Origin of the sequence: Providencia sp. PROV073 (genome assembly GCF_033688125.1) — a bacterium.
GTDB lineage: Bacteria > Pseudomonadota > Gammaproteobacteria > Enterobacterales > Enterobacteriaceae > Providencia > Providencia hangzhouensis.
In genome coordinates this window covers 4,177,131-4,199,281 of sequence record NZ_CP096353.1, presented here as the reverse complement: position 1 = coordinate 4,199,281, position 22,151 = coordinate 4,177,131, and the positions used below count along the sequence as shown (strand labels likewise).

Below are 22,151 nucleotides of genomic sequence, written 5' to 3'. Positions count from 1 at the left end.
CAGTATGAAAGGTATTATATTAGCTGGAGGGTCGGGGACGCGTTTGCATCCTATCACTCGCGGTATTTCTAAACAGTTATTGCCTATCTACGATAAGCCGATGATTTACTACCCGCTTTCAGTCCTGATGTTGGCGGGAGTCCGTGAGATTTTAATTATCTCTACCCCTGACGACTTGCCGATGTTTAAGCGTTTATTAGGGGATGGTCATGAGTTTGGGATTGAGTTGAGCTATGCAGAACAGCCATCACCAGACGGCCTTGCGCAAGCGTTTATCATTGGTGAAGAGTTCATTAACGGTGATTCGTGCTGTTTAGTATTGGGCGACAATATCTTTTTCGGCCATTCATTTAGCCCAAAATTAAAATCTGTTGCTAAACGAGTAAATGGCGCAACGGTTTTTGGTTACCAAGTGATGGATCCTGAGCGTTTTGGTGTCGTGGAATTTGACGATAATTTTAAAGCACTGTCGATTGAAGAAAAGCCGGTTAAACCTAAATCGAATTGGGCGGTGACAGGGCTGTATTTCTATGACTCACAAGTAGTTGAATTTGCAAAACAAGTTAAGCCTTCTGAACGAGGTGAGTTAGAAATCACGTCAATTAACCAAATGTACTTAGAACGTGGCGAATTAAACGTTGAATTGCTCGGTCGTGGTTTTGCTTGGTTAGATACAGGCACCCACGATAGCCTCATTGAGGCAGGTACCTTTGTGCAAACCGTTGAAAAACGTCAAGGTTTCAAAGTTGCTTGTTTAGAGGAAATAGCATGGCGTAACGGCTGGCTGACAGACGAGCAAGTCGCTTTTTCAGCGCAACAGCTGAAAAAAACAGGTTATGGGCAATACTTAGAGGATTTATTACGTGTCCGTCCGCGCCAGTATTGAGAGCCTGCCATGGGAGAGCGAATTTTTTCATCGCTCAACGGCAAAGTTGAATTTTACGGGGGATAATCTCGAGACCCTCCTTGCTTATCAAATAAATGAATACGATATCGTGCAAGCAAAAGTCGCCGCGTCTGAAACGCAGCTGATTGATGATTTGGCTGGTATGGGTTTTTCATTTGTTGAAGGTGAAATCGATTTCGTTCTTACTATTGGCACAGAAAATGCTTATTTAAAGGCAGGTTTAACAGCGGAAGAGCACATTGTTGTTGCACAAGTGGATGATATTCCTACTTTACGGCAAGCCGCTGAGTCTGTCTTTAGCAAAAGCCGCTTTAGAGCACCTTGGTATCGTGATGGTGATAGCGGTCAGTTTTATGCGTTGTGGATAGAAAAATCAGTACTTGGTACGTTTGATCACACTTGTTTACTAGTTAAAGACGCGTCTGGTGCGATATTGGGCTTTGTGAGTTTACGGCATCTTGATGCAGAAACAGCACGGGTTGGCCTACTAGCGAAAATACCAGAAGCGAAGGGGCAAGGTGTAGGGCGTAAGTTGATGTCTGCAGCATTTAATTGGTGTGTGGAACACCAAAAAGCACAGTTAAATGTGGCCACGCAAATCAGTAATGTTGCGGCATTAAATCTTTATTCACGTAGCGGTGCAGCAATTGCCAGTACCGCTTATTGGTTATACAGGGGACAACATGATTCCATTTAATAAACCACCAGTTGTAGGTACTGAATTAGAGTATATGAGACAAGCCATGGAAAGTGGCAAACTGTGTGGTGACGGTGGCTTCACGAAACGTTGTGAAGAATGGATGGAAAAACGGTTTAATTGCCCGAAAGTGCAGTTAACGCCATCTTGTACGGCCTCATTAGAAATGGCGGCGATCCTGATTGATACTAAGCCGGGTGATGAAATCATCATGCCAAGCTTTACTTTTGTATCAACCTCTAACGCATTCGTATTACGTGGCGCTAAAATTGTATTCGTTGATATCCGTCCTGATACCATGAATATTGATGAAACTAAAATTGAAGCCGCAATCACTGAACGTACGCGTGCCATCGTTCCTGTCCACTATGCAGGTGTTGCTTGCGAGATGGACACCATTATGGCTATTGCGAAAAAACACAATTTATTCGTGATTGAAGATGCGGCACAAGGTGTGATGTCGACGTATAAAGGCAAAGCACTGGGGACTATCGGCCACATTGGCTGTTATAGCTTCCATGAAACTAAAAACTATTCTTCAGGCGGTGAAGGTGGGGCAACGCTTATCAATGATAAAGACTTGATTAGCCGTGCTGAAGTGATCCGTGAAAAAGGAACGAACCGTAGCCAATTTTTCCGTGGTCAAGTCGATAAATACACATGGCGTGATATCGGCTCAAGCTACTTGTTGTCTGATTTGCAAGCGGCTTACTTATGGGCACAGTTAGAAGAAGCCGACAAAATTAATGAGCGCCGTTTACTACTATGGAAACGGTATGATGAAGCGTTGCAGCCATTGGTTGATGCGGGACGTTTAGTCCTAGCAACTGTGCCAGAAGGCTTAAAACATAATGCCCATATGTTCTACATCAAACTTAAAGATATCGAAGAGCGTACCGAATTCAATGATTACATGAAATCTCATGGCATTTTGACGGTATTCCACTACGTTGCATTACACACTAGCCCGGCAGGTATTGAGTTTGGCCATTTCCATGGTGAAGATAAATATACAACATCAGAAAGTGATCGCTTAGTGCGTTTACCGATGTTCTACAACATGACTGATGACGAACAGCAGACGGTCATTGAGCGAATCAAAGCGTTCTTTGCCTAATGTCTCTTGCTAAAGCATCGGTTTGGACTGCTGGCTCTACCCTGATTAAAATCGGGGTAGGCCTGTTAATCGTTAAGTTGTTTGCAGTCTCATTTGGGCCCAGCGGTGTGGGGCTGGCGGGTAACTTCCGCCAATTGATTACTGTACTAGGGGTGTTATCTGGTGCAGGGATTTTCAATGGTGTCACAAAATATGTTGCAGAGCACCACCAAGACCCACAAAAATTACGTGCGGTTCTGGGAACTTCATCGACGATTATTTTAGGATTTTCAGCGCTACTTGCGCTTATCTTTTTACTTTGCAGTGCGCCAATTAGCGTGGCGTTATTTGATAGTGAAAAATACAGCTCAGTTATTCAAATAGTCGCCTTAATTCAAATGGGTATCGCGTATGCGAACTATTTTCTGGCTATTTTGAAGGGCTACCGAGACGCATCAGCAAACGCATTAGCCATTATTTTAGGTAGCGTAATTGGTGTAATTGCTTATTATTTATGCTATCTAGTGGGCGGGTATGAAGGTGCACTAGCGGGGTTAGCATTAGTTCCTGCACTTGTGGTATTGCCTGCGGCTGGGATGATAATTAAACGCAAGCAGTTTGCGTTATCGTCATTGAAGCCAGCATGGGACAAAGCGATTGCGACTAATTTAGGCAAATTTACGGTCATGGCGATGCTAACGGCAGTCACGCTGCCAGTCGCTTATATCATGATGCGAAACTTACTTGCCCAAACCTATAGCTGGGATGAAGTGGGGTTATGGACCGGTGTGACCACCATTTCAGATGCCTATTTGCAGTTTATTACCGCGACATTTTCAGTGTATTTATTGCCGACGTTATCACGTTTGCAGCATAAAAATGAAATCACAGCAGAAATTGTTAAAGCATTGAAGTTTGTTTTACCTGCTGTTGCCGTTGTGAGTTTTACAGTTTGGTTACTACGTGATTTCGCGATTTGGTTGCTGTTCTCAAAAGAATTTACAGGGATGAGAGACCTGTTTGCATGGCAGTTGGTTGGTGATGTATTGAAAGTGGGGGCTTACGTATTTGGCTATTTGGTCATTGCCAAAGCCGCATTGCGTTTTTATGTCCTCACTGAAGTGAGTCAATTTTTATTATTAACGGGCTTTGCCCATTGGCTTATCCCTGAACATGGTGCAGTAGGTGCAACTCAGGCTTATATGGCCACTTATATTGTCTATTTTACCTTATGTTGTTGCGTATTTTTGATTTACCGTAGGCGAGCATGACAACCTTAATACATGTACTGGGATCGAATCTCCCACACCACAACCAGACGGTACTGACGTTTTTTAATGACGTCATTTGCCAAGAAATGGCTTCGTCATCAACGCCGCATTTTATGGTGGTAAGTGATGATGCGCAGCTTGCTGACGTTTATCCTCAGCTAAAAATAGATGTTTTTGCGAATAAACAGGCCATTGCTAATAGTGTTATACAGCGTGCCAAGGCAGACCGCCGTACTCGCTTTTTCTTTCATGGGCAATTCAACGCCCCTATTTGGTTAGCGCTATTATTTGGTCAAATCAAATCCCATCAGTTTTGGTGGCATATATGGGGAGCTGACCTCTATGAAGAATCTAGCTCTCTAAAATTTAAGTTATTCTATATTTTGCGTCGTTTAGCGCAGAAAAAAGTAGGGCATGTGTGTGCAACACGTGGGGATTTGTGCTATTTCCACCAGTCGAACCCTAAAGTGCCTGCCACTGTGTTGTATTTTCCAACACGAATGGACCCCGCATTGACAATTAGCGAGCCTAAGGCACGTGAAGGCTCTCAACTGACTATTTTGTTGGGTAACTCAGGTGACCGTTCTAATCGTCATGTAGAGGCGCTGAGTGCGATTAAACAGCAATTTGGTGATGAGGTTAAGGTTATTGTCCCAATGGGTTATCCTGCAAATAACCAAGGCTATATTGAACAAGTCGAACAGGCTGCAAATAGTGAGTTTACTTCAGGGCAAGTAGAAATTCTGAAAGAGCGCATGGAGTTTAGCGAGTACCTTAATTTGCTCAAATCCTGTGATCTTGGCTATTTTATTTTTAATCGCCAGCAAGGTGTTGGTACGGTTTGTTTGTTAATCCAATTTGGTATTCCATTTGTGATCAGTCGTCAAAATACATTTTGGCAGGATTTAACTGCTCAAAATGTCCCTGTATTTTTCTATGGTGACAACCTGACGATACCGCTGGTGGATGAAGCTCAGCGCCAAATGAGCTTATTAGATAAACAGCATATCGAATTTTTTGCTCCTAACTTTACTGAAGGCTGGAAAGCCGTTCTCAGTGCCGTGGAGGAGCGAGCATGACACTGACGGAGTTAGGTGGCTTAGCACTGGTCTACCTGATATCAATTATTTTTATTGGTACTTTGTTGTACAAAGAGTTTTTACGTGCTCGGTTTAACTTCAATATTTTCTTTTCAATGTTGTATTTATTGACGTTTTACTTTGGTTTTCCATTAACTTGTGCGTTAGTGTTCCAATTTGATGTTGCGGTTGTGAAAGCGGATTACTTACTTTACGCCCAACTAGCGGCTACCAGTTTTTATGCGATTTATTATGTTGCTTATAAAACACGGCTTTCTAGGCAACCAGACGCACCACGGCGTGCGTTGTTTAGCATGAACAAAGTGGAAACGAATCTAACCTGTCTGTTATTGATACTGATTGCAGTCGTGACAGTAGGTATATTTTTCATGCAGAACGGTTTTTTGCTGTTTAAGCTAAAATCCTATAGCCAAATATTCTCCAGCCAAGTTTCTGGCGTGGCATTAAAACGCTTTTTCTATTTCTTCATACCGGCAATGTTGATTGTTTATTTCTTGCGACCGACACAGAAACGTTGGATTTTCTTCCTCGTTAGTACCGTTGCATTTGGTTTCTTGACCTATGTTATCGTTGGAGGAACCAGAGCGAACATTATTATTGCTTTCGCACTATTCTTATTTATTGGGATTGTCAGGGGTTGGATTACGCTGTGGATGCTAGCTGCAGCCGGGGTCGCAAGTATTGTAGGTATGTTCTGGTTAGCCTTAAAGCGCTATGGGCTAGATGTCAGTGGTGCCGAAGCGTATTACACTTTCTTGTACTTAACACGGGACACATTCTCCCCGTGGGAAAACTTAGCATTACTGCTAAGCCACTATGATGAGATGGACTTTCAAGGCCTAGCGCCGATTATCCGTGACTTTTATGTTTTTATTCCTTCTTGGGTTTGGCCAGAACGCCCAGATACGGTATTGAATTCTGCCAACTATTTTACGTGGGAAGTACTAAACAACCATTCTGGACTGGCAATTTCCCCAACACTGATTGGTTCATTGGTGGTGATGGGTGGGGTGATTTTTATACCACTCGGAGCCATAGTTGTGGGGCTTATCATCAAATGGTTTGATTGGATCTATGGCATGAGCCTGAAAGAACCGAATCGCTATAAGGCTGCCATTATGCAGGCATTTTGTTTTGGTGCCATTTTTAACATCATTGTTTTAGCGCGTGAAGGCGTGGATTCTTTCGTCTCACGGGTGGTTTTCTTCTGCTTAATATTCGGACTGTGTCTGGTGTTAGCAAAATTACTGTATTGGTTATTTGAAAGTGCAGGGCTTATTCGCACAAAAACAGCTTCTTTTTTAAGAAGCCAACAGCGTGAAAGCCGCTAAAGGAGTATCATGGAATCGTCATCAACTCAGTCTTCATCCGTTACACAGCCATCTATTCCACAATATAGTATTCGTGGTCATAATATTTGGGGCTTTAAAAATATGGCCCATTTTTTAGACTACTTATTTGCTGGTGGGGAAACGAAAACGGGAACGCTCGTTGCGATTAATGCAGAAAAAGTGATGATCGCTGAACAAGATACGGCTTTAAATACGTTACTAGGCCAAGCCGAATATTTATATGCTGACGGAATTAGTATTGTCCGTGCTATTCGTCGTAAATACCCCCAAGCTGAAGTTTCCCGCGTGGCTGGTGCTGACTTGTGGGAAGGGTTAATGGAACGGGCCGGTAAAGAAGGTACGCCAGTTTTCCTAGTGGGTGGCAAACCAGAAATTCTAGAGCAAACTGAAAGCAAGCTACGCTCGCAGTGGAATGTGAACATTGTAGGTTCGCAAAACGGCTATTTTACTGCTGAAGAGCGAAGTGCATTGTTCGAACGCATTCGTGCAAGTGGTGCAAAAATTGTCACTGTTGCGATGGGTTCTCCGAAACAAGAAATTTTTATGCGAGATTGCCGAAGTGTGTACCCAGATGCCTTATATATGGGCGTTGGGGGGACTTATGATGTGTTTACAGGGCATGTAAAACGTGCACCGAAAGTTTGGCAAAACTTAGGGTTGGAATGGTTGTATCGCTTACTATCTCAGCCTTCCCGTATTACTCGTCAGTTTAAATTACTGAAATTTTTAGGTTACTATTACGGCGGTAAGCTGTAATTTTTATAGTGATTTGATTTTTATCGTTATTATCGATGTATTTTACTGGCCGCAAGTAGGCCTAATCCCTTGCTTGCGGTCTGAATTCTCCGAATGACTGGTCTCTTTCTTCAAATATTTCTATAATCCCTCAAAAATAATCATATTCGCACCAGTTTGTGCTTAATCTTGCGGCTATGGCATTTTTTTAATCGCCTAATTGATGCTTTTCAAATAATTGCAGTGATTATTACTAACTGAGTTTCAATTAAAACTGCATTTTAAATATCTAATTTTGACAGGGGTATGTATGGGAAATCCACAGCAAGGGCTTCAACGTGGGTTAGAAGCACGGCATATCGAGCTGATTGCGCTCGGTGGGACTATTGGCGTTGGGTTATTTATGGGGTCGGCCAGTACACTAAAATGGGCTGGGCCTTCTGTCTTACTGGCTTATATCATCGCAGGAATTTTTGTTTTCTTCATTATGCGTTCAATGGGGGAAATGCTATTTCTTGAGCCTGTAACCGGTTCTTTTGCTTCGTTTGGTTATAAATACTTAAGTCCGTTTTGGGGATGTCTCACTGCGTGGGGCTACTGGTTTATGTGGGTGGCCGTTGGTATCTCAGAGATCACTGCCATTGGCGTATATGCTGAATATTGGTTCCCTGACGTGCCTCAATGGATTTTTGCCATTATTGCCGTGGTATTAGTCGCATTAGCTAACCTAGCTGCTGTTCGGCTGTATGGAGAGCTTGAGTTCTGGTTTGCCATGATCAAAGTGACCACGATTGTGGTGATGATTTTAATTGGCTTAGGGCTGATTTTTTTTGGTCTTGGTAATAATTTTGAACCGATTGGGCTAGCAAACCTCACTGAGCATGGTGGTTTCTTTGCAGGGGGTTGGAAAGGTTTCTTATTTGCGTTGTGTATCGTTGTGGCCTCTTATCAAGGGGTTGAATTAGTTGGGATCACGGCAGGTGAAGCGAAAAATCCTCAAGTTACATTAAGAAAAGCGATCAATAATATTTTATGGCGTATATTAATTTTTTATGTGGGTGCTATTTTTATTGTTGTGACACTCTTTCCGTGGACGGAAGTGGGTTCACAAGGTAGCCCATTTGTTCTTACGTTTGCGAAAGTGGGGATTGTGTCCGCAGCCGCTGTAATTAACTTTGTGGTGTTAACTGCGGCGTTATCTGGTTGCAATAGTGGCATGTATAGTGGTGGGCGAATGCTATATGCCTTAGCGCAAAATAAGCAATTACCTAAGTCATTATTGAAATTAACGAAAAATGGCGTACCAGCACGTTGCGTTGGCTTTACTATTCTCTGTTTAGTGGCGGGTTCTAGCTTGAATTACATCATACCGAATCCAGAAAAAGTCTTTGTGTATGTCTATAGTGCGAGTGTGTTACCAGGTATGGTGCCTTGGTTAGTGCTATTGACCAGCCAAATCCGTTTTCGCCAACAAAACAAAGAAAAGCTTATTGGGCATCCTTTCAAATCGATCCTTTTTCCATGGGTTAACTATGCGACCTTATTATTTTTAGCCTGCGTATTAGTTGGGATGGCGATTAACCCAGATACCCGTTTATCTTTAATTGTTGGCGCCATCTTTTTAGGGGGCGTTTCACTGCTTTATTTCATTATTCGCCTGTTCAATAACCGCAATGCAAAAGTTTAGTGGTGGTGCTTCGACGGATTTTTATTAGTCGTACAGTGAAAAAGAGGGTAAATATGCTCTCTTTCTCAGCGAAATGGATAAAAGGCAAGCAATCGATATTTTTATTTCAAAAAGGACTAGACAGCGGGAGGATAAATCCGTACTATCCTCTCCCGCAACGGCGTTAAGCGCCCGTAGCTCAGCTGGATAGAGCGCTGCCCTCCGGAGGCAGAGGTCTCAGGTTCGAATCCTGTCGGGCGCACCAGTTTTAGCGCTTCGCTACGGTTGGCAAAATGACGTTGTATGTAGTAATATAGCAACGCTTTGAAAAAAGTGAAGTTATGGTGGCTATAGCTCAGTTGGTAGAGCCCTGGATTGTGATTCCAGTTGTCGTGGGTTCGAGTCCCATTAGCCACCCCATTTTTTTGTGACATTGCGAGGGTGGCGGAATTGGTAGACGCGCTAGCTTCAGGTGTTAGTGTCCTATGGACGTGGGGGTTCAAGTCCCCCCTTTCGCACCACGAAGAAATGTAATAGGTATTAATCAGTACTACAAAATTTCGGCGAGTAGCGCAGCTTGGTAGCGCAACTGGTTTGGGACCAGTGGGTCGGAGGTTCGAATCCTCTCTCGCCGACCAATTTAAAGAAACCCGTCTTAACCGACGGGTTTTTTGCTTTTTATGCTTTATAATAATCACACTTCAACCCATCGCATTGTTGTCTGCGTTAGTCTCCTAGAATCACATATTTGTGTATACTCATCGGTATATCTTCACTTGTCGCCTAGTTATAACCTGAATTGTTTAAAGTCTACTTAGTGCTGTTTCTTCAATAATGATTGGCTATGGTTAATTGCTTGTTTTTATTTGTAATTTAGCAGGTTAACTAGCTTGTGTCGTAAAATAGATACAATTCATTATATCTGTGTCGCCAAAAGGAGACATTTTACTTGTTGATTTATAAAGAAATATAAATAACTGTTTTATGCTGTCTCTAAACTGCGACAAAATAGCAAGATAAGATACAGGCACCACATTAGTGAATTCTTTAATGTTAGGGGGATTTCTTTCCAAGAAGGAAAATTATGTGTAAAACCGAGAGATGAGAGCGAAGCCAAAAGAGTAAGCTTAAAAAAACTTCGTTTTAAAAAGTTGGCATGCATTGTGCATTATTTTATATGTAGATGCTCATCTCACTTCTTATGACAGCGAAGCTTCATAAACCCAGAGATGACGCAAAGCCGATTATCGGTGCCTATTGTCCAACTTAGATGATCAAGAGCTCATCCTCTTACCATCAACGAACGGGCGAAACGTTGAGTGAGGCACCATCCGTCTGTAGACCTGATTGTATTTTACACCTGCCTTGTGCAGGTGTTTTTTTTTGTTTATGTAAAAAGCCAAGCCCCTTAGAAAATGACTAAGAGGCTGAAAATAAGATAGGTATTAGCTTCTACCTTTACTAAACCATTTACTGAACCAGCGAGTAATATAGGTATAGCAGAGGATAATGAATGTAATAATGAAAATGTCTTTACTAAGATCTTCGGTATTAAAACCAATAATCATAATAAAAACAAAAGGTGATAATACTAACAGCAGAAGATCAAAGAATATTTGTAAACGGTTTGGGGTTGCAATAATCCAGCGCCAAATAGTTTTAATTACATTCATATCGATATCCCTAATTCATTCAAAGCAAAGATGTATATAAAGCTTTATACACTATGTGTTTATTTTATAACATAGCCAAGTGTGTTTTGCTGATCCTTAAATAACGATTATTGGTTAAACATTGAGTTATTGATCTGTAATGTTACTAATCATAAACCTCATATTCTCCTTTTCCGATGATTTAATACGACTAACGCAATGTATTTAAATTCTTTTCTGCGTTTTGATTGGGGAAGCTAGGCTTAGTGGCAGTTAAGTTTATGAATAAAAAAACTCCACTAAAAGGTGTGGAGTTTTTAGAAAAGGATAAGCAAGAATATTAGTTTCGTTCTTGTTTTAATGAATGGTTTAATGCATCTTGGCGAATTTTTGCCGCATCACTAGATTTATGTTGCCTGTCAAACGCATCGGCTAACCATGATGCATCCTGAACATCAAAACGTTGTGCTAAAGCGGCCTTAAAGTAGGTTTCTGCTTTGTCCCATTGGGCATGCTGTAGCGATAAAACACCTAATGTACTGTTGAGTAACGGGGTGGCACCGTTTTGCTTTTGCAGATGTAAAAGGGTTTTTTCGATAACTTCAGGGCGTTCACTATTCAGTTTTGGCACTAGCAGGAGTAAGCGTTCATCATATTGCTGTTTTAAACCATCAATAATCATTTTTTCTGCACTTGCAGTATCGCCACATTCAATTAAATGTTCTGCTAAGAAAGCTTGCAATGTGGTTTCATGACGAACTCGGCGAGGTTGTGCTTTCCACCAAGCTTTTAGCCCATCACTACCTCCTTCAGCCATATATTGGTTCATCAACCCTTTGTAAGCCTTTAATTTCAATGCATCGAGCTCATCTTCATTGTGTAACTGTACTTTAGCCATAACAGGAAGTAATTCAATCAGTGACTGATAGGCGCCCGAACGTAAATAAGCTTGTTCCGCAAGACGCAATACTTCAGGGTGTCTTGGGGCTTTGTCGAGAAGTTTATCAATACCATTGCGAGCAGCATGGACTTCTCCTTCCGCTAATTGGATACGGACACGGCTGATATCAACAGGAAGCTGGTCACTTCCTGCGGCTTCGGCGGCTCTATCCAAGTATTGGTGAGTGCGATATTCATCACCACGCTGTTGAGCAGCTTCGGCTGCCATGAGGTAGTTAATGACCGGTTGTTGAGAAAAATCAGCATGTTTGCTCATTAATTTTTCAACTTGCTCGAAATCACCTTCTGCTAATTTCAGTAGCGCTTTTTGTGTTTGGGTATGCGCTTTGTGGTATTTACGACCACTTACCCAACCTCGGGTACGTGATGTCGTGCTGATAAAGCGGCGGTAGCACCAACCAAGGAATAACAGCACAAACTGGAGCAAGATAAAGCCCAAAACGAGGCTGGTTACACTGGTCGTAATGTCATAATTATCTGTACGGATAAAAACATAACCTTGGTGACCCGCTAATAATGGGCCTAAGATTATCCCTGCAATAAGTACTATAAATAGGATCAGGACTTTTATCATAATTACCCCCTATTGCCAGCAGGCTCTGCTGATTCTGAAGGGTGTGAATTGTCAGCTGACTCTGCTTTTTGCGTATCCGTGGCAGGAACAGCGGCATCTGCTGCGGCTTCTGTTGGTGCTTCAGTCGCATCCGCTGCGGCATCAACGGCACCATCGCTAACTTTTGTATTGTCGGATGACTGAGAAAGTAAGCTACGAACCCGTGTTTGCATGATTTTTTCTAGCTTTTCTTGGCTTTCCAAGGTATCAGGCATGTCAATATCAATCGGCTGATTGATTAGGTCGTCAATGGTTGATAGGAATGCTTTGGTTTCCGGCGCCTCAGTATCAAAATAGGCTCTTACCCAAGTCGATGCCTGCTCTAATGACTGTTTGTAGGTAGCTTCTTGATAACGTGGTACGGCTTGCGCTGCAATTAATAGCTGAGAGCGAATGTTTTCACGTAGGTAAATATCTTGATTTGGTGCAAGGAGAGGGGCTTCTGAGCCATCACGAGCTCGTACTGTGACAAAGTCATTTGCAAAACTTTTCCAGCTACGCGCCAAATTTTGTTTCCAATCCGAAATATCATCGCTAACGTCAGCGTTATCTTCAGCTTTCGCATCTCCACTGTTTAAATCCGCTAAACGTAAGTTATCGACTTCATTGCTTAGCTGGTTTAAACGTAAAATAATGCCGTCATAGTCAACTTGGTTGATTGCGGCTAATTTAGCCATATCACTGTTAATTGATTTACGAATGTCGAGTAGGCTTGGGTCATTCATTTCTGCCAAGCTTGAGTCAGCGCTTTTTAGCAGAACGGCCGCGGTTACTGGGTCGCGATCATTCCACAGCTTTCTTCCCGCCATTTTGACCATAAAGTCAGCTTGTGCAAGTAGCCAACTTTTAACATCAGCGCTAGATAACGCAGTAACGTGCGCTTGCAGCTCTTGCATGCGGCGGTTGAGATTCTCTTCATATTCACGAGAATGGCTTTTTATTTCTGCATTAGCCGCAATTAATGCATCTAACCGCTGCCTGTCTGAGTTTTGTTGTTCGATTAAATCACTTAATTTTTGTTTTAATTCATTGTTTTCATTGACTAAGGTGGCATTACTTTGTTGAGTGAAATAGTACAGCCCACCGCCAATAGCGATGATAATAGCGATAGCAATTACACCGCCTATCAGACCAGAACGTTTTTGTTCCGAAGAAGGTTTAGTTTTTGGGCGCTGTTGTTCTGCACCAGCTTCTGGGGTAACCGTCTCGGTTGTTTTATCGTGTTCCGTCATAAATTAGCATCCCATATCGATTGAAATTAATGCTTCTAATAAAGCATTATTATCTGCGCTATTAGCTACACAGACCTTTTGCCATCCGCCTCTGCGGGCTTGGTCTGCAATCCGTTCACTGACGACAAGTAGGCGGCGGGAAAACCACCAAGTTTGGTATTCTTCAGTGATTAATTCTTCTAACAAGGCTAACATTTGACCACTCGTGATCACAACATCTGTAATACTGGTTTGAAACCACTGCTGATTGAACAGAGCTTTATCATAATCAACCGGGTACCTTGTATAACATTCACAATAACTGACTTGCGCACCTCGAGCCCGTAATGTTGACGCGAGAAGCTCTCGCCCGCCATTTCCACGTAATAACAGGGCGTTTTTCCCTTCGAGAAATTGAAGCTCAGGGTGTGTCAGTAGTATTTCACTGGTTTCGCCTTGCTCCGCCCAACGTATGTCTTTTCCGGTTACTTGCTGAAAATATTGCCCTGTAGAGCGGCCAATTCCGTAGTAAGATAACTTATCTGACCAGCTACGCCCCATTTGTTCAAGTGTTAAATTTGCATATTCGACTGCATTTTTAGATAAAAGAAAGACTAAATCATTTGCAGTAAGGCTATCAAGTTGAGGAATAAGGGTATTTAATTCAGCACCGGGCCCTATGCGAATTAAAGGAGAGGCGAAGGCTTCCCCCCCTTTGGTGGTGATTGCCGTGATCAGCTCTGAACATGCGGGCTCAGGGCGAGTGACAAGCACTTTCATGCAGGCGGGTTTCCTTGGTAGACATCCGCCAAAATATCCCTTGCACCGCGTTCAAGTAATTCTTCAGCCAATGATACCCCTGCTTGGTTAGCTTCACTTGGTGAAACTCGTCGTTCTCCACGAATAATCACACTACCGTCTGGCGCTCCAACCAAGGCGCGTAGCCATATTTTGTCATCTTGCCAAATAGCATAACTGCCAATGGGAACTTGGCAACCACCTTCAAGGCGCATATTCATTGCTCGTTCAGCCAGAACACAGGTCGATGTTGCGTCATTATTTAGTTTCGCGAGTAACTCACGGGTTTTACTATCATTTAAACGGCATTCGATGCCGACAGCACCTTGGCCAACGGCAGGCAAGCATTGTTCAGGGGCAAGGGCGGTTTTAATTCGAGTTTCTAGCCCCAAACGTTTTAACCCTGCAACGGCCAAAATAATGGCATCATATTCACCGTTATCTAGTTTTGATAAGCGTGTTCCGACATTGCCGCGTAAGTCACGAATGACTAAATCAGGGCGGAGCTCCCTTAATTGGCATTGACGACGCAAACTCGATGTTCCGACAATACTGCCTTCCGGTAGTGCCTCAAGATTATCATAGTGGTTTGAGACAAAGGCATCTCGAGGGTCTTCACGTTCACAAATCGTGACTAATCCTAAGCCTTCAGGAAATTCAACAGGGACATCTTTCATCGAATGAACGGCAATGTCTGCGCGCCCTTCTAATAAGGCAAGTTCTAATTCTTTGACGAATAACCCTTTCCCGCCAACTTTCGCGAGAGGTGTATCAAGGATGATGTCGCCTTTTGTCACCATAGGCACGAGTTCAACCAGCAAACCTGGGTGAAGTTGCTCTAATTTGTCTTTGACAAAGTGCGCTTGCCATAGGGCTAAAGGGCTTTTGCGCGTTGCAATACGCACGATATTTGTTGATGTCATTTTACTGTTTTCTCTGGCGAAAAATGCCGCAGATTAACCATACAATTGGCCTTAGTTTTAACATGTTAAGGATATTTTTTCCAGTTAGGCGCAAAACCACTCTCTGAATTGTTGATAACTGATTTACTTTTTCTTCCATGATGCAAGAACGCGATTCAAAATGAGATGACCTAGAATAGCTATTAAGCAATTTCTTTAGCTTATCGTGCTATCTTTCGTGTGAAACACTCTGCGGTTTGTATTAATTCGTGTTGAAGCGAGTAAGCGCAGACACTGTGCGTATTGTACTTAATATCGTTTGATTTTGCTGTTTTACTAAACAATTGAGTAAAAAGAAATTATTCCATTGAAAAACAAGGGATATTTTATAGATTAAAAAATAAAAAGCCTTTTTATACAATATGTTGAAAAGCATTTTGTATCAAAAATAAGCGTATAAAATTATGTGATCTACTTTACCCTTTTGATGCAAGGTGTTAAATTGATCACGTTTCCGACAATCCATTTGAAAATTATTTTAAATCTATCTCTATCTGTTGGGTGCTGGGAAATTCTCAGGTTTGTATTACTTTCATTCAATCAGGCGTAACCTTTGTATCTCTATATTGAAACCTTAAAACAAAGACTGGATGCGATAAACCAATTACGGTTAGAACGTGCAACAGCTTCTATGAGTGAAACCTTCTCGAAGGTTTATAGCTTGCTGCCTGTCTTGTTTCATTATCATCATCCAATGATACCTGGTTTTATTGAAGGTAATGTCCCCCATGGTGTCTGTTTTTTCTCTCCTGATACAGAGCAAAAAAAATGGTTGGCACCTTTCGAACGTTTTTTACCCACGATTGAAACCGAAGCGAATGGCGAATTACCTATTACGGGTATTTATTCGATGGGAAGCACTTCATCTGTTGGGCAAAGTCAGTGTTCAGATATTGACGTTTGGGTTTGCCATCCTTCTTGGTTGGACCACGAAGAAAAACGTTTTTTGCAAAAGAAGTGTACCTTAATTGAGCAGTGGGCTGCGTCTTTGGGGATTGATGTCACTGTTTTTTTAATCGATGAAAATCGTTTTCGCCATCATGCTAGTGGGCATATTGGTGGGGAAAACTGTGGTTCAACGCAACATATCTTATTGTTAGATGAATTTTATCGAACAGCTGTACGTATGGCGGGTAAACGTTTGCTGTGGACTATGGTGCCAGTTGAAGAAGAGCAGCATTACGATGAATATGTTATGGGGTTATATGCACAAGGCGTGCTAACACCGAATGAATGGCTTGATTTAGGTGGTTTAAGTGAGCTTTCTGCGGCGGAATACTTCGGTGCAAGTCTATGGCAGCTATACAAAAGTGTTGATTCCCCCTATAAAGCCGTATTGAAGAGTATTTTACTGGAATCCTATTCATGGGATTACCCTAACGGTAAATTATTAGCGATGGAGTTTAAGCGTCATTTACATGCAGGCGAAATTGTGTGTTATGGCTTGGACTCATACTGTTTGATGTTAGAGCGTGTGACACGTTACCTGACTGAAATTAATGATCTAACTCGTCTTGACCTTATCCGCCGTTGTTTCTACCTAAAAGTGTGTGAAAAACTATCTGAAAAAGAGGATAACACATGCTCAGGCTGGCGCCGTGATGTGTTGTCTCAATTGGTTGAATCATGGGGGTGGGGAGCAGAACGTTTGTCTATTCTCGACACACGTAATCAATGGAAAATTGAGCGTGTCCGTGAGGCACACAACGAGTTACTTGATACGATGATGCAAAGTTATCGTAATCTCATTCGCTTTGCGCGTAGAAATAATTTAAGTGTTAGTGCAAGCCCACAAGATATTGGGGTACTAACCCGTAAATTATATGCGGCTTTCGAGGCGCTCCCTGGTAAGGTGACATTAGTTAATCCACAAATTTCACCTGATTTGAGCGAAGCGCATCTCACCTTTATTTATGTACCCGAGGGGAGAGCTAACCGTAGTGGTTGGTATTTGTATAACCAAGCGCCAAATATTGAGGCCATTATTGGTCATCAACCTCTTGAATATAATCGCTATTTAAATAAATTAGTGGCATGGGCATATTTTAACGGCCTGTTGACTGAGAATACTCAGGTTTATATGCATAACGGGAAGTCTCAGTGTGATGAACGAAAGCTGCTTGAGTTGATGCATGATGTATCAAGCCATTTCCCTATCAGGTTACCCGCTCCAACGCCAAAAGCGCTTTATAGCCCTTGTGAAATCCGCCATCTTGCAATCATTGTTAACTTAGAAAAAGACCCAACACAGGTATATTCTGAGCAAGTCGTTCATGTTGATTTTAGAAAACTGGATATTTTCAGTTTTGGGGAATCACAACGGTGTCTGATTGGTAGTATTGATTTGTTGTATCGTAATTCGTGGAATGAGGTAAGAACGTTACATTTCAGCGGAGAACAATGCATGTTAGAAGCACTTAAGACCATTTTAGGAAAAATGCATCAAGATGCATCACCTCCTGAAGCGGTTGAGGTGTTTTGTTATAGTGAGCACTTACGCGGGCTGATTCGTACCCGTGTACAACAGCTGGTATCTGAATGTGTAGAACTGCGTTTATCAAGCAACCGAAATGACCCTGGGCGTTTTAAAGCATTACGTATTGCGGGGCAGACGTGGGGTTTATTCTTTGAGCGCCTAAATGTATCTGTGCAAAAACTTGAAAATGCCGTTGAGTTCTATGGGGCTATCTCCCATAACAAACTACATGGCTGGCCAGTTAAACTTCAGGCGAAGGGTGATAACCATTTGCCTGCTGTTGTCGATGGTTATGCAAGTGAAGGGATTGTACAGTTTTTCTTTGAAAATACCGCAGATAACACGGGTTTTAATATTTACGTTTTAGATGAAGCAAATCGGGTTGAAATTTATTCCCACTGCGAAGGCTCAAAAGAAGACCTCGTCCGTGACGTGAGTAAATTCTATTCTTCTTCCCACGACCGGTTTACCTATGGTGCAAACTTTATCAATTTCAATTTACCGCAGTTTTACCAAATCATTAATCAAGATGGTAAAAACCAAGTTGTTGCATTTTCTGGTGCGACATGGCCATTTACGGCAGAAGATGATGACGTTGGGTATGAAAGGCAATCTAGCCAACCACAGCACCCACAAGCACATTATTATTGATGGTAGGCAGTTTTGCGCTGCCCACCGTATAAATTCGTAAAGCTTAGAACGAAAAGGGCTCTTGGCTTTGAAAAGCAATTGCCTCGGCTAGTTTAGTTTTGAATTCATGCCCTGAACGGTCACAAACCCAATTACCTTGTTTATAATCATAATGGTACCCACCCTGTTTAGTTGCTAACCATATTTGGTGGAATGCCTCTTGTTTATTAATAATAATTTTACTGCCATCTTCAAAGCTAAGAGTCATCACACCACCATTGATTTCACAATCAATATCGGCATCACCCTCATAATTATCTAAATGCTCCTCGATGGTGCTCAGTAGCGTTTCTGCTAGCTGATGAAATTCGCTGTCATTCACGATTAATTTCCTGTTTGCTCACAATGGTTTAATTGAAATTATTATTGTTAATTGAAATTATAGGAGGGAACCTGCATTGGGGTCAATCTCAGCATACCCACTAAAAATTTCAGACTAAATTTAGCCTAAAGTATATAATATCAACATGCTGGATAAACAGGCGTGATTTGCGAGGCCACTCCTGTTATTGTGTAAAATATCAGATGTCAAAAGTGAGTATTACGGGCGAAAAAGAATGAAAAAAAGTTTAATTGGGCTTAGTGCACTAGTTGTTTTATTTACCCTTTCTGGCTGTGGCTTAAAAGGCCCGTTGTATTTTCCGCCGGAAGAAACTGCAGCTCCGGCTAAGGCATCTGATGTGCAACCTACCGCACAAGACAGTACTGCCAAAGAGCCAGCTCAAACACCAAATAATCAGTAAGCCACCTCTATGGAGCGTGAAATGCAATTTTCTAAAATGCATGGCTTAGGCAATGACTTCATGGTTGTCGATGGCGTTACACAAAATGTATATTTTTCGCCTGAATTGATTTGTCGGTTAGCAGATAGGCATACAGGCGTTGGGTTCGATCAACTACTATTAGTTGAAGCCCCTTATGACCCTGACCTTGATTTTCATTACCGTATTTTTAATGCAGATGGCAGTGAGGTCGCTCAATGTGGTAATGGAGCCCGCTGTTTTGCTCGTTTTGTTAGGCTCAAAGGCTTAACGAATAAGCAAAAAATAAAAGTCAGCACTCAGTCGGGTCGTATGACATTAACCATAAATGAGAATGATGATGTCTGCGTTAATATGGGCGAACCTGATTTTGAACCACAGAGAGTGCCATTTCGCGCAGTTAAAGAAGAAAAGACCTATATTATTCGAGCACAAGAACGTACAGTGCTGTGTGGGGTTGTCTCAATGGGTAACCCGCATTGTGTCATTCAAGTTGAAAGTATTCATACGGCAGAAGTCGAAGTTTTAGGCCCCGCTTTAGAAAATCATGAGCGTTTTCCAGAACGTGCCAATATTGGCTTTATGGAAATTATCAGTGCTGACCATATTCGCTTGCGCGTTTATGAACGTGGAGCAGGGGAAACTCAAGCTTGTGGTAGCGGAGCATGCGCAGCTGTCGCGGTTGGGATTACTCAAGGGCTACTAGCGAAGCGGGTTAAAGTCGATTTGCCGGGGGGCTCATTAGATATTTCTTGGGAAGGTCCTGGGTCGCCTCTTTATATGACAGGTCCTGCAACGCATGTTTATGATGGAGTCATTCAACTCTAATTTTGAATAGCCGAAGAGGAAAAAATGGATAAAACCAAAAAAGCACAGGAAATGGTTCATCAAATTGATGAGCTTGATGTCGTGCGCTATTTAACGGAAAACCCTTATTTTTTTCTTCGTAATGTACAGCTGTTGGAGCAACTAAAAGTCCCACATGTTGTGCGGGAAGCGATTTCATTGCCTGAGTTAGTCATGAGCCGTCAACGGTTGAAAATCAAAGAGCTCGAACAAGATATTCGGTTTATGGTTGAGCAAGCTCATGAAAATGTAGAGCTTTTTGATGAGTTGTTAGTGTTGGTGATTGAAATGTCATCAGCAGAAAGTTTACAGCAAATGCTGTTAGCGCTAAACCGTTGGGCAAAAAAACTGGGTTTATCCGGTGCTCAGGTACGCTTGTTTAGTGACAGTTGGCATTTGTCTGCACCTTTGGATGCACATCAATTAGTTATCTCGCGTCGTGTTTTTGAACCCGTGAGGATTCAACGCTTTGGTGATAAGCGTAACTACCTCGGCCGGTTAAATGGCCCTGAAATCCAACTACTTTTACCTGATGCGTTAAATGTCGGCTCAGTCGCCATTTCATTGTTTGGTCATCATGGTGAATCAGGTATGGTCATCTTTACTAGCCGTGATCGTGAACATTATCAACATGGTATGGGAACGGTCATGTTGGAGAAAGTCGCTCAAATTCTACCGAGGTTATTATGCCAATGGATAGAACGCCTGTAAAAAACCAGCCGGAAGGGCTGATGAGCCAAATTGAGGCCTTTCTGTATTATCTGCGTGTTGAACGCCGGCTAAGCCCGGTTACTATTACTAACTATCGTCGCCAACTGAGCGTTATTGTGGAAATGTTAGTCTCATTAAATATCCACGAATGGCAAAAAGTGGATGCGACGATTGTGCGCAATATTGCTGCTAAAAGTCGTAAATCGGGTTTACAAGCAGCAAGTATGGCGTTGCGGTTATCATCGCTGCGTAGTTTTTTTGATTGGATGGTACACCAGGGGGAATTACCCGCAAACCCCGCAAAAGCAATCCATGCCCCTAAATCCAAAAAGCGACTTCCTAAGAATATGGATGTGGATGAAGTCTCCCAACTTTTGAATATGGATAGCGGCGACCCTCTTGTTGTGCGTGACCGAACGATGCTTGAAGTGATGTATGGCGCGGGGTTACGCTTATCTGAACTAGTCGGGCTAGATGTTCGCCATCTTGATTTAAATACGGGCGAAGTGTGGGTAATGGGGAAAGGGAGTAAAGAGCGCAGAGTGCCAATGGGTAAAACTGCGGTGAGTTGGCTACAACGTTGGCTTGAGATGCGAGAGCTCTATGACCCTGAAGATGACGCCGTTTTTATTTCAACCCAAAGCGGTAAACGTATTTCGAATCGGAACGTACAGAAACGTTTTGAGCAATGGGGAATAAAACAAGGGGTTAATAGCCACATTAATCCCCATAAATTACGCCACTCTTTTGCGACGCATATCCTTGAATCAAGTGGGAATTTACGTGGAGTGCAAGAACTTCTTGGGCATGCAAATTTATCAACAACACAAATCTATACGCACCTTGATTTTCAGCACTTAGCAAACGTGTATGATGTGGCTCATCCGAGAGCAAAGAGGGAGAAACCTTAATGCATTTTTACCGTCCGTTATCACCCATTCTGGCGATCACGTTTGATTTGGATGACACGCTTTACGATAACCACCCAGTTATTGATAAAACGGAAGAAGAAGTTTTACGTTTTGTTCGTGAATATGATCCGCGCTTTAATCATTTTAGTAATGAAGATCTTTATGCTTTTCGCCGTCTTGTTGAAGAACAAGAGCCTGATATTTATCATGATATATCACGTTGGCGTTGGCTCTCTTCCAAAATGATGCTTTGCCATTATGGTTATTCGAAAGAAGCGGCACAAAAAGGGGCGGATGACATCATGGCGCATTTCACATATTGGCGAAATAGAATCGATGTCCCGAAATCCACCCATGAAACATTGTGCCAACTTGCAGAAAAAGTTCCGTTGGTGGCTATTACTAATGGTAACGCAGAGCCGGAAGCATGTGGGTTAGGCCAATATTTTCAATTTGTATTGAAAGCGGGGCCTGATGGGCGCTCAAAGCCATTTTGTGATATGTATCGTTTAGCAGCAAAGCGACTTGAAATTGAGCCACAATTTATTCTTCATGTCGGGGACAACCTGTTAACGGATGTTGAAGGTGCAATTAACAGCGGTATGCAAGCTTGCTGGATAAACACAGAACAAAAAACACTGATGGAAGAGAAAGAGGGTCGTTTATTACCGCATGTAGAAATTTCGCGGTTGGATTCTCTCTTATCATTGGTATAATTATTTCCTGTATAAAAATA

General features: G+C 42.3%; 20 protein-coding genes and 4 tRNA genes. 18 read left to right on the top strand and 6 right to left on the bottom strand.

The window, feature by feature from the left end:
* The first annotated feature begins 4 nt into the window (after positions 1 to 4).
* From rfbA to M1F17_RS19210, 12 genes are all read left to right on the top strand, one after another.
* Positions 5 to 886 carry a glucose-1-phosphate thymidylyltransferase RfbA gene (gene rfbA / locus M1F17_RS19265; RefSeq protein ID WP_004906097.1) on the top strand — a complete coding sequence of 294 codons (882 nt, stop codon included), beginning with the start codon at positions 5 to 7 and terminating at the stop codon, positions 884 to 886.
* A complete protein-coding gene (gene rffC / locus M1F17_RS19260; RefSeq protein ID WP_272674608.1) occupies positions 864 to 1,604 on the top strand; it encodes a dTDP-4-amino-4,6-dideoxy-D-galactose acyltransferase in 741 nt (246 codons plus the stop codon). Before rfbA ends, rffC begins: the two co-directional genes overlap by 23 nt.
* Complete coding sequence (gene rffA / locus M1F17_RS19255; protein ID WP_318837114.1) at positions 1,591 to 2,721, top strand: dTDP-4-amino-4,6-dideoxygalactose transaminase; 1,131 nt, start codon at positions 1,591 to 1,593, stop codon at positions 2,719 to 2,721. The genes rffC and rffA overlap by 14 nt, the downstream gene beginning before the upstream one ends.
* A complete protein-coding gene (gene wzxE, locus M1F17_RS19250; RefSeq protein ID WP_165880551.1) occupies positions 2,721 to 3,971 on the top strand; it encodes a lipid III flippase WzxE in 1,251 nt (416 codons plus the stop codon). The genes rffA and wzxE overlap by 1 nt, the downstream gene beginning before the upstream one ends.
* Entirely contained in the window at positions 3,968 to 5,050 is a 1,083-nt protein-coding gene (locus M1F17_RS19245) for a TDP-N-acetylfucosamine:lipid II N-acetylfucosaminyltransferase (protein WP_094962455.1), read from the top strand. Before wzxE ends, M1F17_RS19245 begins: the two co-directional genes overlap by 4 nt.
* Complete coding sequence (gene wzyE, locus M1F17_RS19240) at positions 5,047 to 6,402, top strand: ECA oligosaccharide polymerase (protein ID WP_094962456.1); 1,356 nt, start codon at positions 5,047 to 5,049, stop codon at positions 6,400 to 6,402. The genes M1F17_RS19245 and wzyE overlap by 4 nt, the downstream gene beginning before the upstream one ends.
* A 9-nt stretch (positions 6,403 to 6,411) precedes the next feature.
* Positions 6,412 to 7,179: a lipopolysaccharide N-acetylmannosaminouronosyltransferase gene (gene wecG, locus M1F17_RS19235; protein WP_036958810.1), complete on the top strand. Its 768-nt coding sequence runs from the start codon at positions 6,412 to 6,414 to the stop codon at positions 7,177 to 7,179.
* 289 nt (positions 7,180 to 7,468) lie between these two features.
* Complete coding sequence (gene thrP, locus M1F17_RS19230; RefSeq protein WP_112308136.1) at positions 7,469 to 8,845, top strand: bifunctional threonine/serine APC transporter ThrP; 1,377 nt, start codon at positions 7,469 to 7,471, stop codon at positions 8,843 to 8,845.
* Between the two features lie 167 nt (positions 8,846 to 9,012).
* Positions 9,013 to 9,089 (top strand) — tRNA-Arg (locus M1F17_RS19225).
* A gap of 79 nt (positions 9,090 to 9,168) precedes the next feature.
* A tRNA-His gene (locus tag M1F17_RS19220) sits at positions 9,169 to 9,244 on the top strand.
* A 15-nt stretch (positions 9,245 to 9,259) separates the two neighbouring features.
* A tRNA-Leu gene (locus M1F17_RS19215) sits at positions 9,260 to 9,345 on the top strand.
* 40 nt (positions 9,346 to 9,385) lie between these two features.
* Positions 9,386 to 9,462 (top strand) — tRNA-Pro (locus M1F17_RS19210).
* An 807-nt stretch (positions 9,463 to 10,269) separates the two neighbouring features.
* On the opposite strand, the gene M1F17_RS19205 is transcribed toward M1F17_RS19210, so the two are convergent.
* The 5 genes from M1F17_RS19205 to hemC form a co-directional block, all read right to left on the bottom strand.
* A complete protein-coding gene (locus tag M1F17_RS19205; RefSeq protein ID WP_004906084.1) occupies positions 10,270 to 10,497 on the bottom strand; it encodes a hypothetical protein in 228 nt (75 codons plus the stop codon).
* A gap of 319 nt (positions 10,498 to 10,816) precedes the next feature.
* Positions 10,817 to 12,010, bottom strand: a complete 1,194-nt coding sequence (gene hemY / locus M1F17_RS19200) for a protoheme IX biogenesis protein HemY (RefSeq protein WP_164456171.1) — start codon at positions 12,008 to 12,010, stop codon at positions 10,817 to 10,819.
* A gap of 2 nt (positions 12,011 to 12,012) precedes the next feature.
* Positions 12,013 to 13,281, bottom strand: a complete 1,269-nt coding sequence (gene hemX / locus M1F17_RS19195; protein ID WP_004906078.1) for a uroporphyrinogen-III C-methyltransferase — start codon at positions 13,279 to 13,281, stop codon at positions 12,013 to 12,015.
* A 3-nt stretch (positions 13,282 to 13,284) separates the two neighbouring features.
* Positions 13,285 to 14,040, bottom strand: a complete 756-nt coding sequence (locus tag M1F17_RS19190; protein WP_164456167.1) for a uroporphyrinogen-III synthase — start codon at positions 14,038 to 14,040, stop codon at positions 13,285 to 13,287.
* The gene (gene hemC / locus M1F17_RS19185) at positions 14,037 to 14,981 is read right to left on the bottom strand and encodes a hydroxymethylbilane synthase (RefSeq protein ID WP_094962460.1); all 945 of its coding nucleotides are present in this window, start codon (positions 14,979 to 14,981) and stop codon (positions 14,037 to 14,039) included. The genes M1F17_RS19190 and hemC overlap by 4 nt, the downstream gene beginning before the upstream one ends.
* A 592-nt stretch (positions 14,982 to 15,573) precedes the next feature.
* Here hemC and M1F17_RS19180 point away from each other — a divergent pair.
* Positions 15,574 to 18,147 carry a class I adenylate cyclase gene (locus M1F17_RS19180; RefSeq protein ID WP_094962461.1) on the top strand — a complete coding sequence of 858 codons (2,574 nt, stop codon included), beginning with the start codon at positions 15,574 to 15,576 and terminating at the stop codon, positions 18,145 to 18,147.
* Positions 18,148 to 18,190: 43 nt separating this feature from the next.
* Here M1F17_RS19180 and cyaY read toward each other — a convergent pair whose 3' ends face one another.
* Entirely contained in the window at positions 18,191 to 18,508 is a 318-nt protein-coding gene (gene cyaY, locus M1F17_RS19175) for an iron donor protein CyaY (protein ID WP_004906066.1), read from the bottom strand.
* A 235-nt stretch (positions 18,509 to 18,743) separates the two neighbouring features.
* Between cyaY and lptM the strand changes: the two genes are divergently transcribed.
* From lptM to yigB, 5 genes are read left to right on the top strand one after another with little or no spacing between them, the layout of a single operon-like run.
* On the top strand, positions 18,744 to 18,929 hold the full coding sequence (gene lptM, locus M1F17_RS19170; protein WP_094962462.1) for an LPS translocon maturation chaperone LptM: 186 nt from the start codon (positions 18,744 to 18,746) through the stop codon (positions 18,927 to 18,929).
* A 21-nt stretch (positions 18,930 to 18,950) separates the two neighbouring features.
* The gene (dapF, locus tag M1F17_RS19165; RefSeq protein ID WP_094962463.1) at positions 18,951 to 19,775 is read left to right on the top strand and encodes a diaminopimelate epimerase; all 825 of its coding nucleotides are present in this window, start codon (positions 18,951 to 18,953) and stop codon (positions 19,773 to 19,775) included.
* Positions 19,776 to 19,799: 24 nt separating this feature from the next.
* Complete coding sequence (locus M1F17_RS19160) at positions 19,800 to 20,504, top strand: DUF484 family protein (RefSeq protein ID WP_112308135.1); 705 nt, start codon at positions 19,800 to 19,802, stop codon at positions 20,502 to 20,504.
* A complete protein-coding gene (gene xerC, locus M1F17_RS19155) occupies positions 20,486 to 21,415 on the top strand; it encodes a tyrosine recombinase XerC (protein ID WP_094962481.1) in 930 nt (309 codons plus the stop codon). Before M1F17_RS19160 ends, xerC begins: the two co-directional genes overlap by 19 nt.
* Complete coding sequence (gene yigB / locus M1F17_RS19150; protein ID WP_004906059.1) at positions 21,415 to 22,131, top strand: 5-amino-6-(5-phospho-D-ribitylamino)uracil phosphatase YigB; 717 nt, start codon at positions 21,415 to 21,417, stop codon at positions 22,129 to 22,131. Before xerC ends, yigB begins: the two co-directional genes overlap by 1 nt.
* The last annotated feature ends 20 nt before the right edge of the window (positions 22,132 to 22,151 follow it).

Excerpts from the sequence above, each read along its gene's own strand:
- rffA (WP_318837114.1), top strand. The coding sequence starts at position 1,591 with ATGATTCCATTTAATAAACCACCAGTTGTAGGTACTGAATTAGAGTAT.
- lptM (WP_094962462.1), top strand. The coding sequence starts at position 18,744 with ATGAAAAAAAGTTTAATTGGGCTTAGTGCACTAGTTGTTTTATTTACC.
- xerC (WP_094962481.1), top strand. The coding sequence starts at position 20,486 with ATGGATAGAACGCCTGTAAAAAACCAGCCGGAAGGGCTGATGAGCCAA.
- thrP (WP_112308136.1), top strand. The coding sequence starts at position 7,469 with ATGGGAAATCCACAGCAAGGGCTTCAACGTGGGTTAGAAGCACGGCAT.
- wzxE (WP_165880551.1), top strand. The coding sequence starts at position 2,721 with ATGTCTCTTGCTAAAGCATCGGTTTGGACTGCTGGCTCTACCCTGATT.
- dapF (WP_094962463.1), top strand. The coding sequence starts at position 18,951 with ATGCAATTTTCTAAAATGCATGGCTTAGGCAATGACTTCATGGTTGTC.
- hemC (WP_094962460.1), bottom strand. The coding sequence starts at position 14,981 with ATGACATCAACAAATATCGTGCGTATTGCAACGCGCAAAAGCCCTTTA.
- M1F17_RS19160 (WP_112308135.1), top strand. The coding sequence starts at position 19,800 with ATGGATAAAACCAAAAAAGCACAGGAAATGGTTCATCAAATTGATGAG.
- M1F17_RS19190 (WP_164456167.1), bottom strand. The coding sequence starts at position 14,040 with ATGAAAGTGCTTGTCACTCGCCCTGAGCCCGCATGTTCAGAGCTGATC.
- rfbA (WP_004906097.1), top strand. The coding sequence starts at position 5 with ATGAAAGGTATTATATTAGCTGGAGGGTCGGGGACGCGTTTGCATCCT.
- wzyE (WP_094962456.1), top strand. The coding sequence starts at position 5,047 with ATGACACTGACGGAGTTAGGTGGCTTAGCACTGGTCTACCTGATATCA.
- wecG (WP_036958810.1), top strand. The coding sequence starts at position 6,412 with ATGGAATCGTCATCAACTCAGTCTTCATCCGTTACACAGCCATCTATT.
- hemY (WP_164456171.1), bottom strand. The coding sequence starts at position 12,010 with ATGATAAAAGTCCTGATCCTATTTATAGTACTTATTGCAGGGATAATC.
- M1F17_RS19245 (WP_094962455.1), top strand. The coding sequence starts at position 3,968 with ATGACAACCTTAATACATGTACTGGGATCGAATCTCCCACACCACAAC.
- yigB (WP_004906059.1), top strand. The coding sequence starts at position 21,415 with ATGCATTTTTACCGTCCGTTATCACCCATTCTGGCGATCACGTTTGAT.
- hemX (WP_004906078.1), bottom strand. The coding sequence starts at position 13,281 with ATGACGGAACACGATAAAACAACCGAGACGGTTACCCCAGAAGCTGGT.
- M1F17_RS19205 (WP_004906084.1), bottom strand. The coding sequence starts at position 10,497 with ATGAATGTAATTAAAACTATTTGGCGCTGGATTATTGCAACCCCAAAC.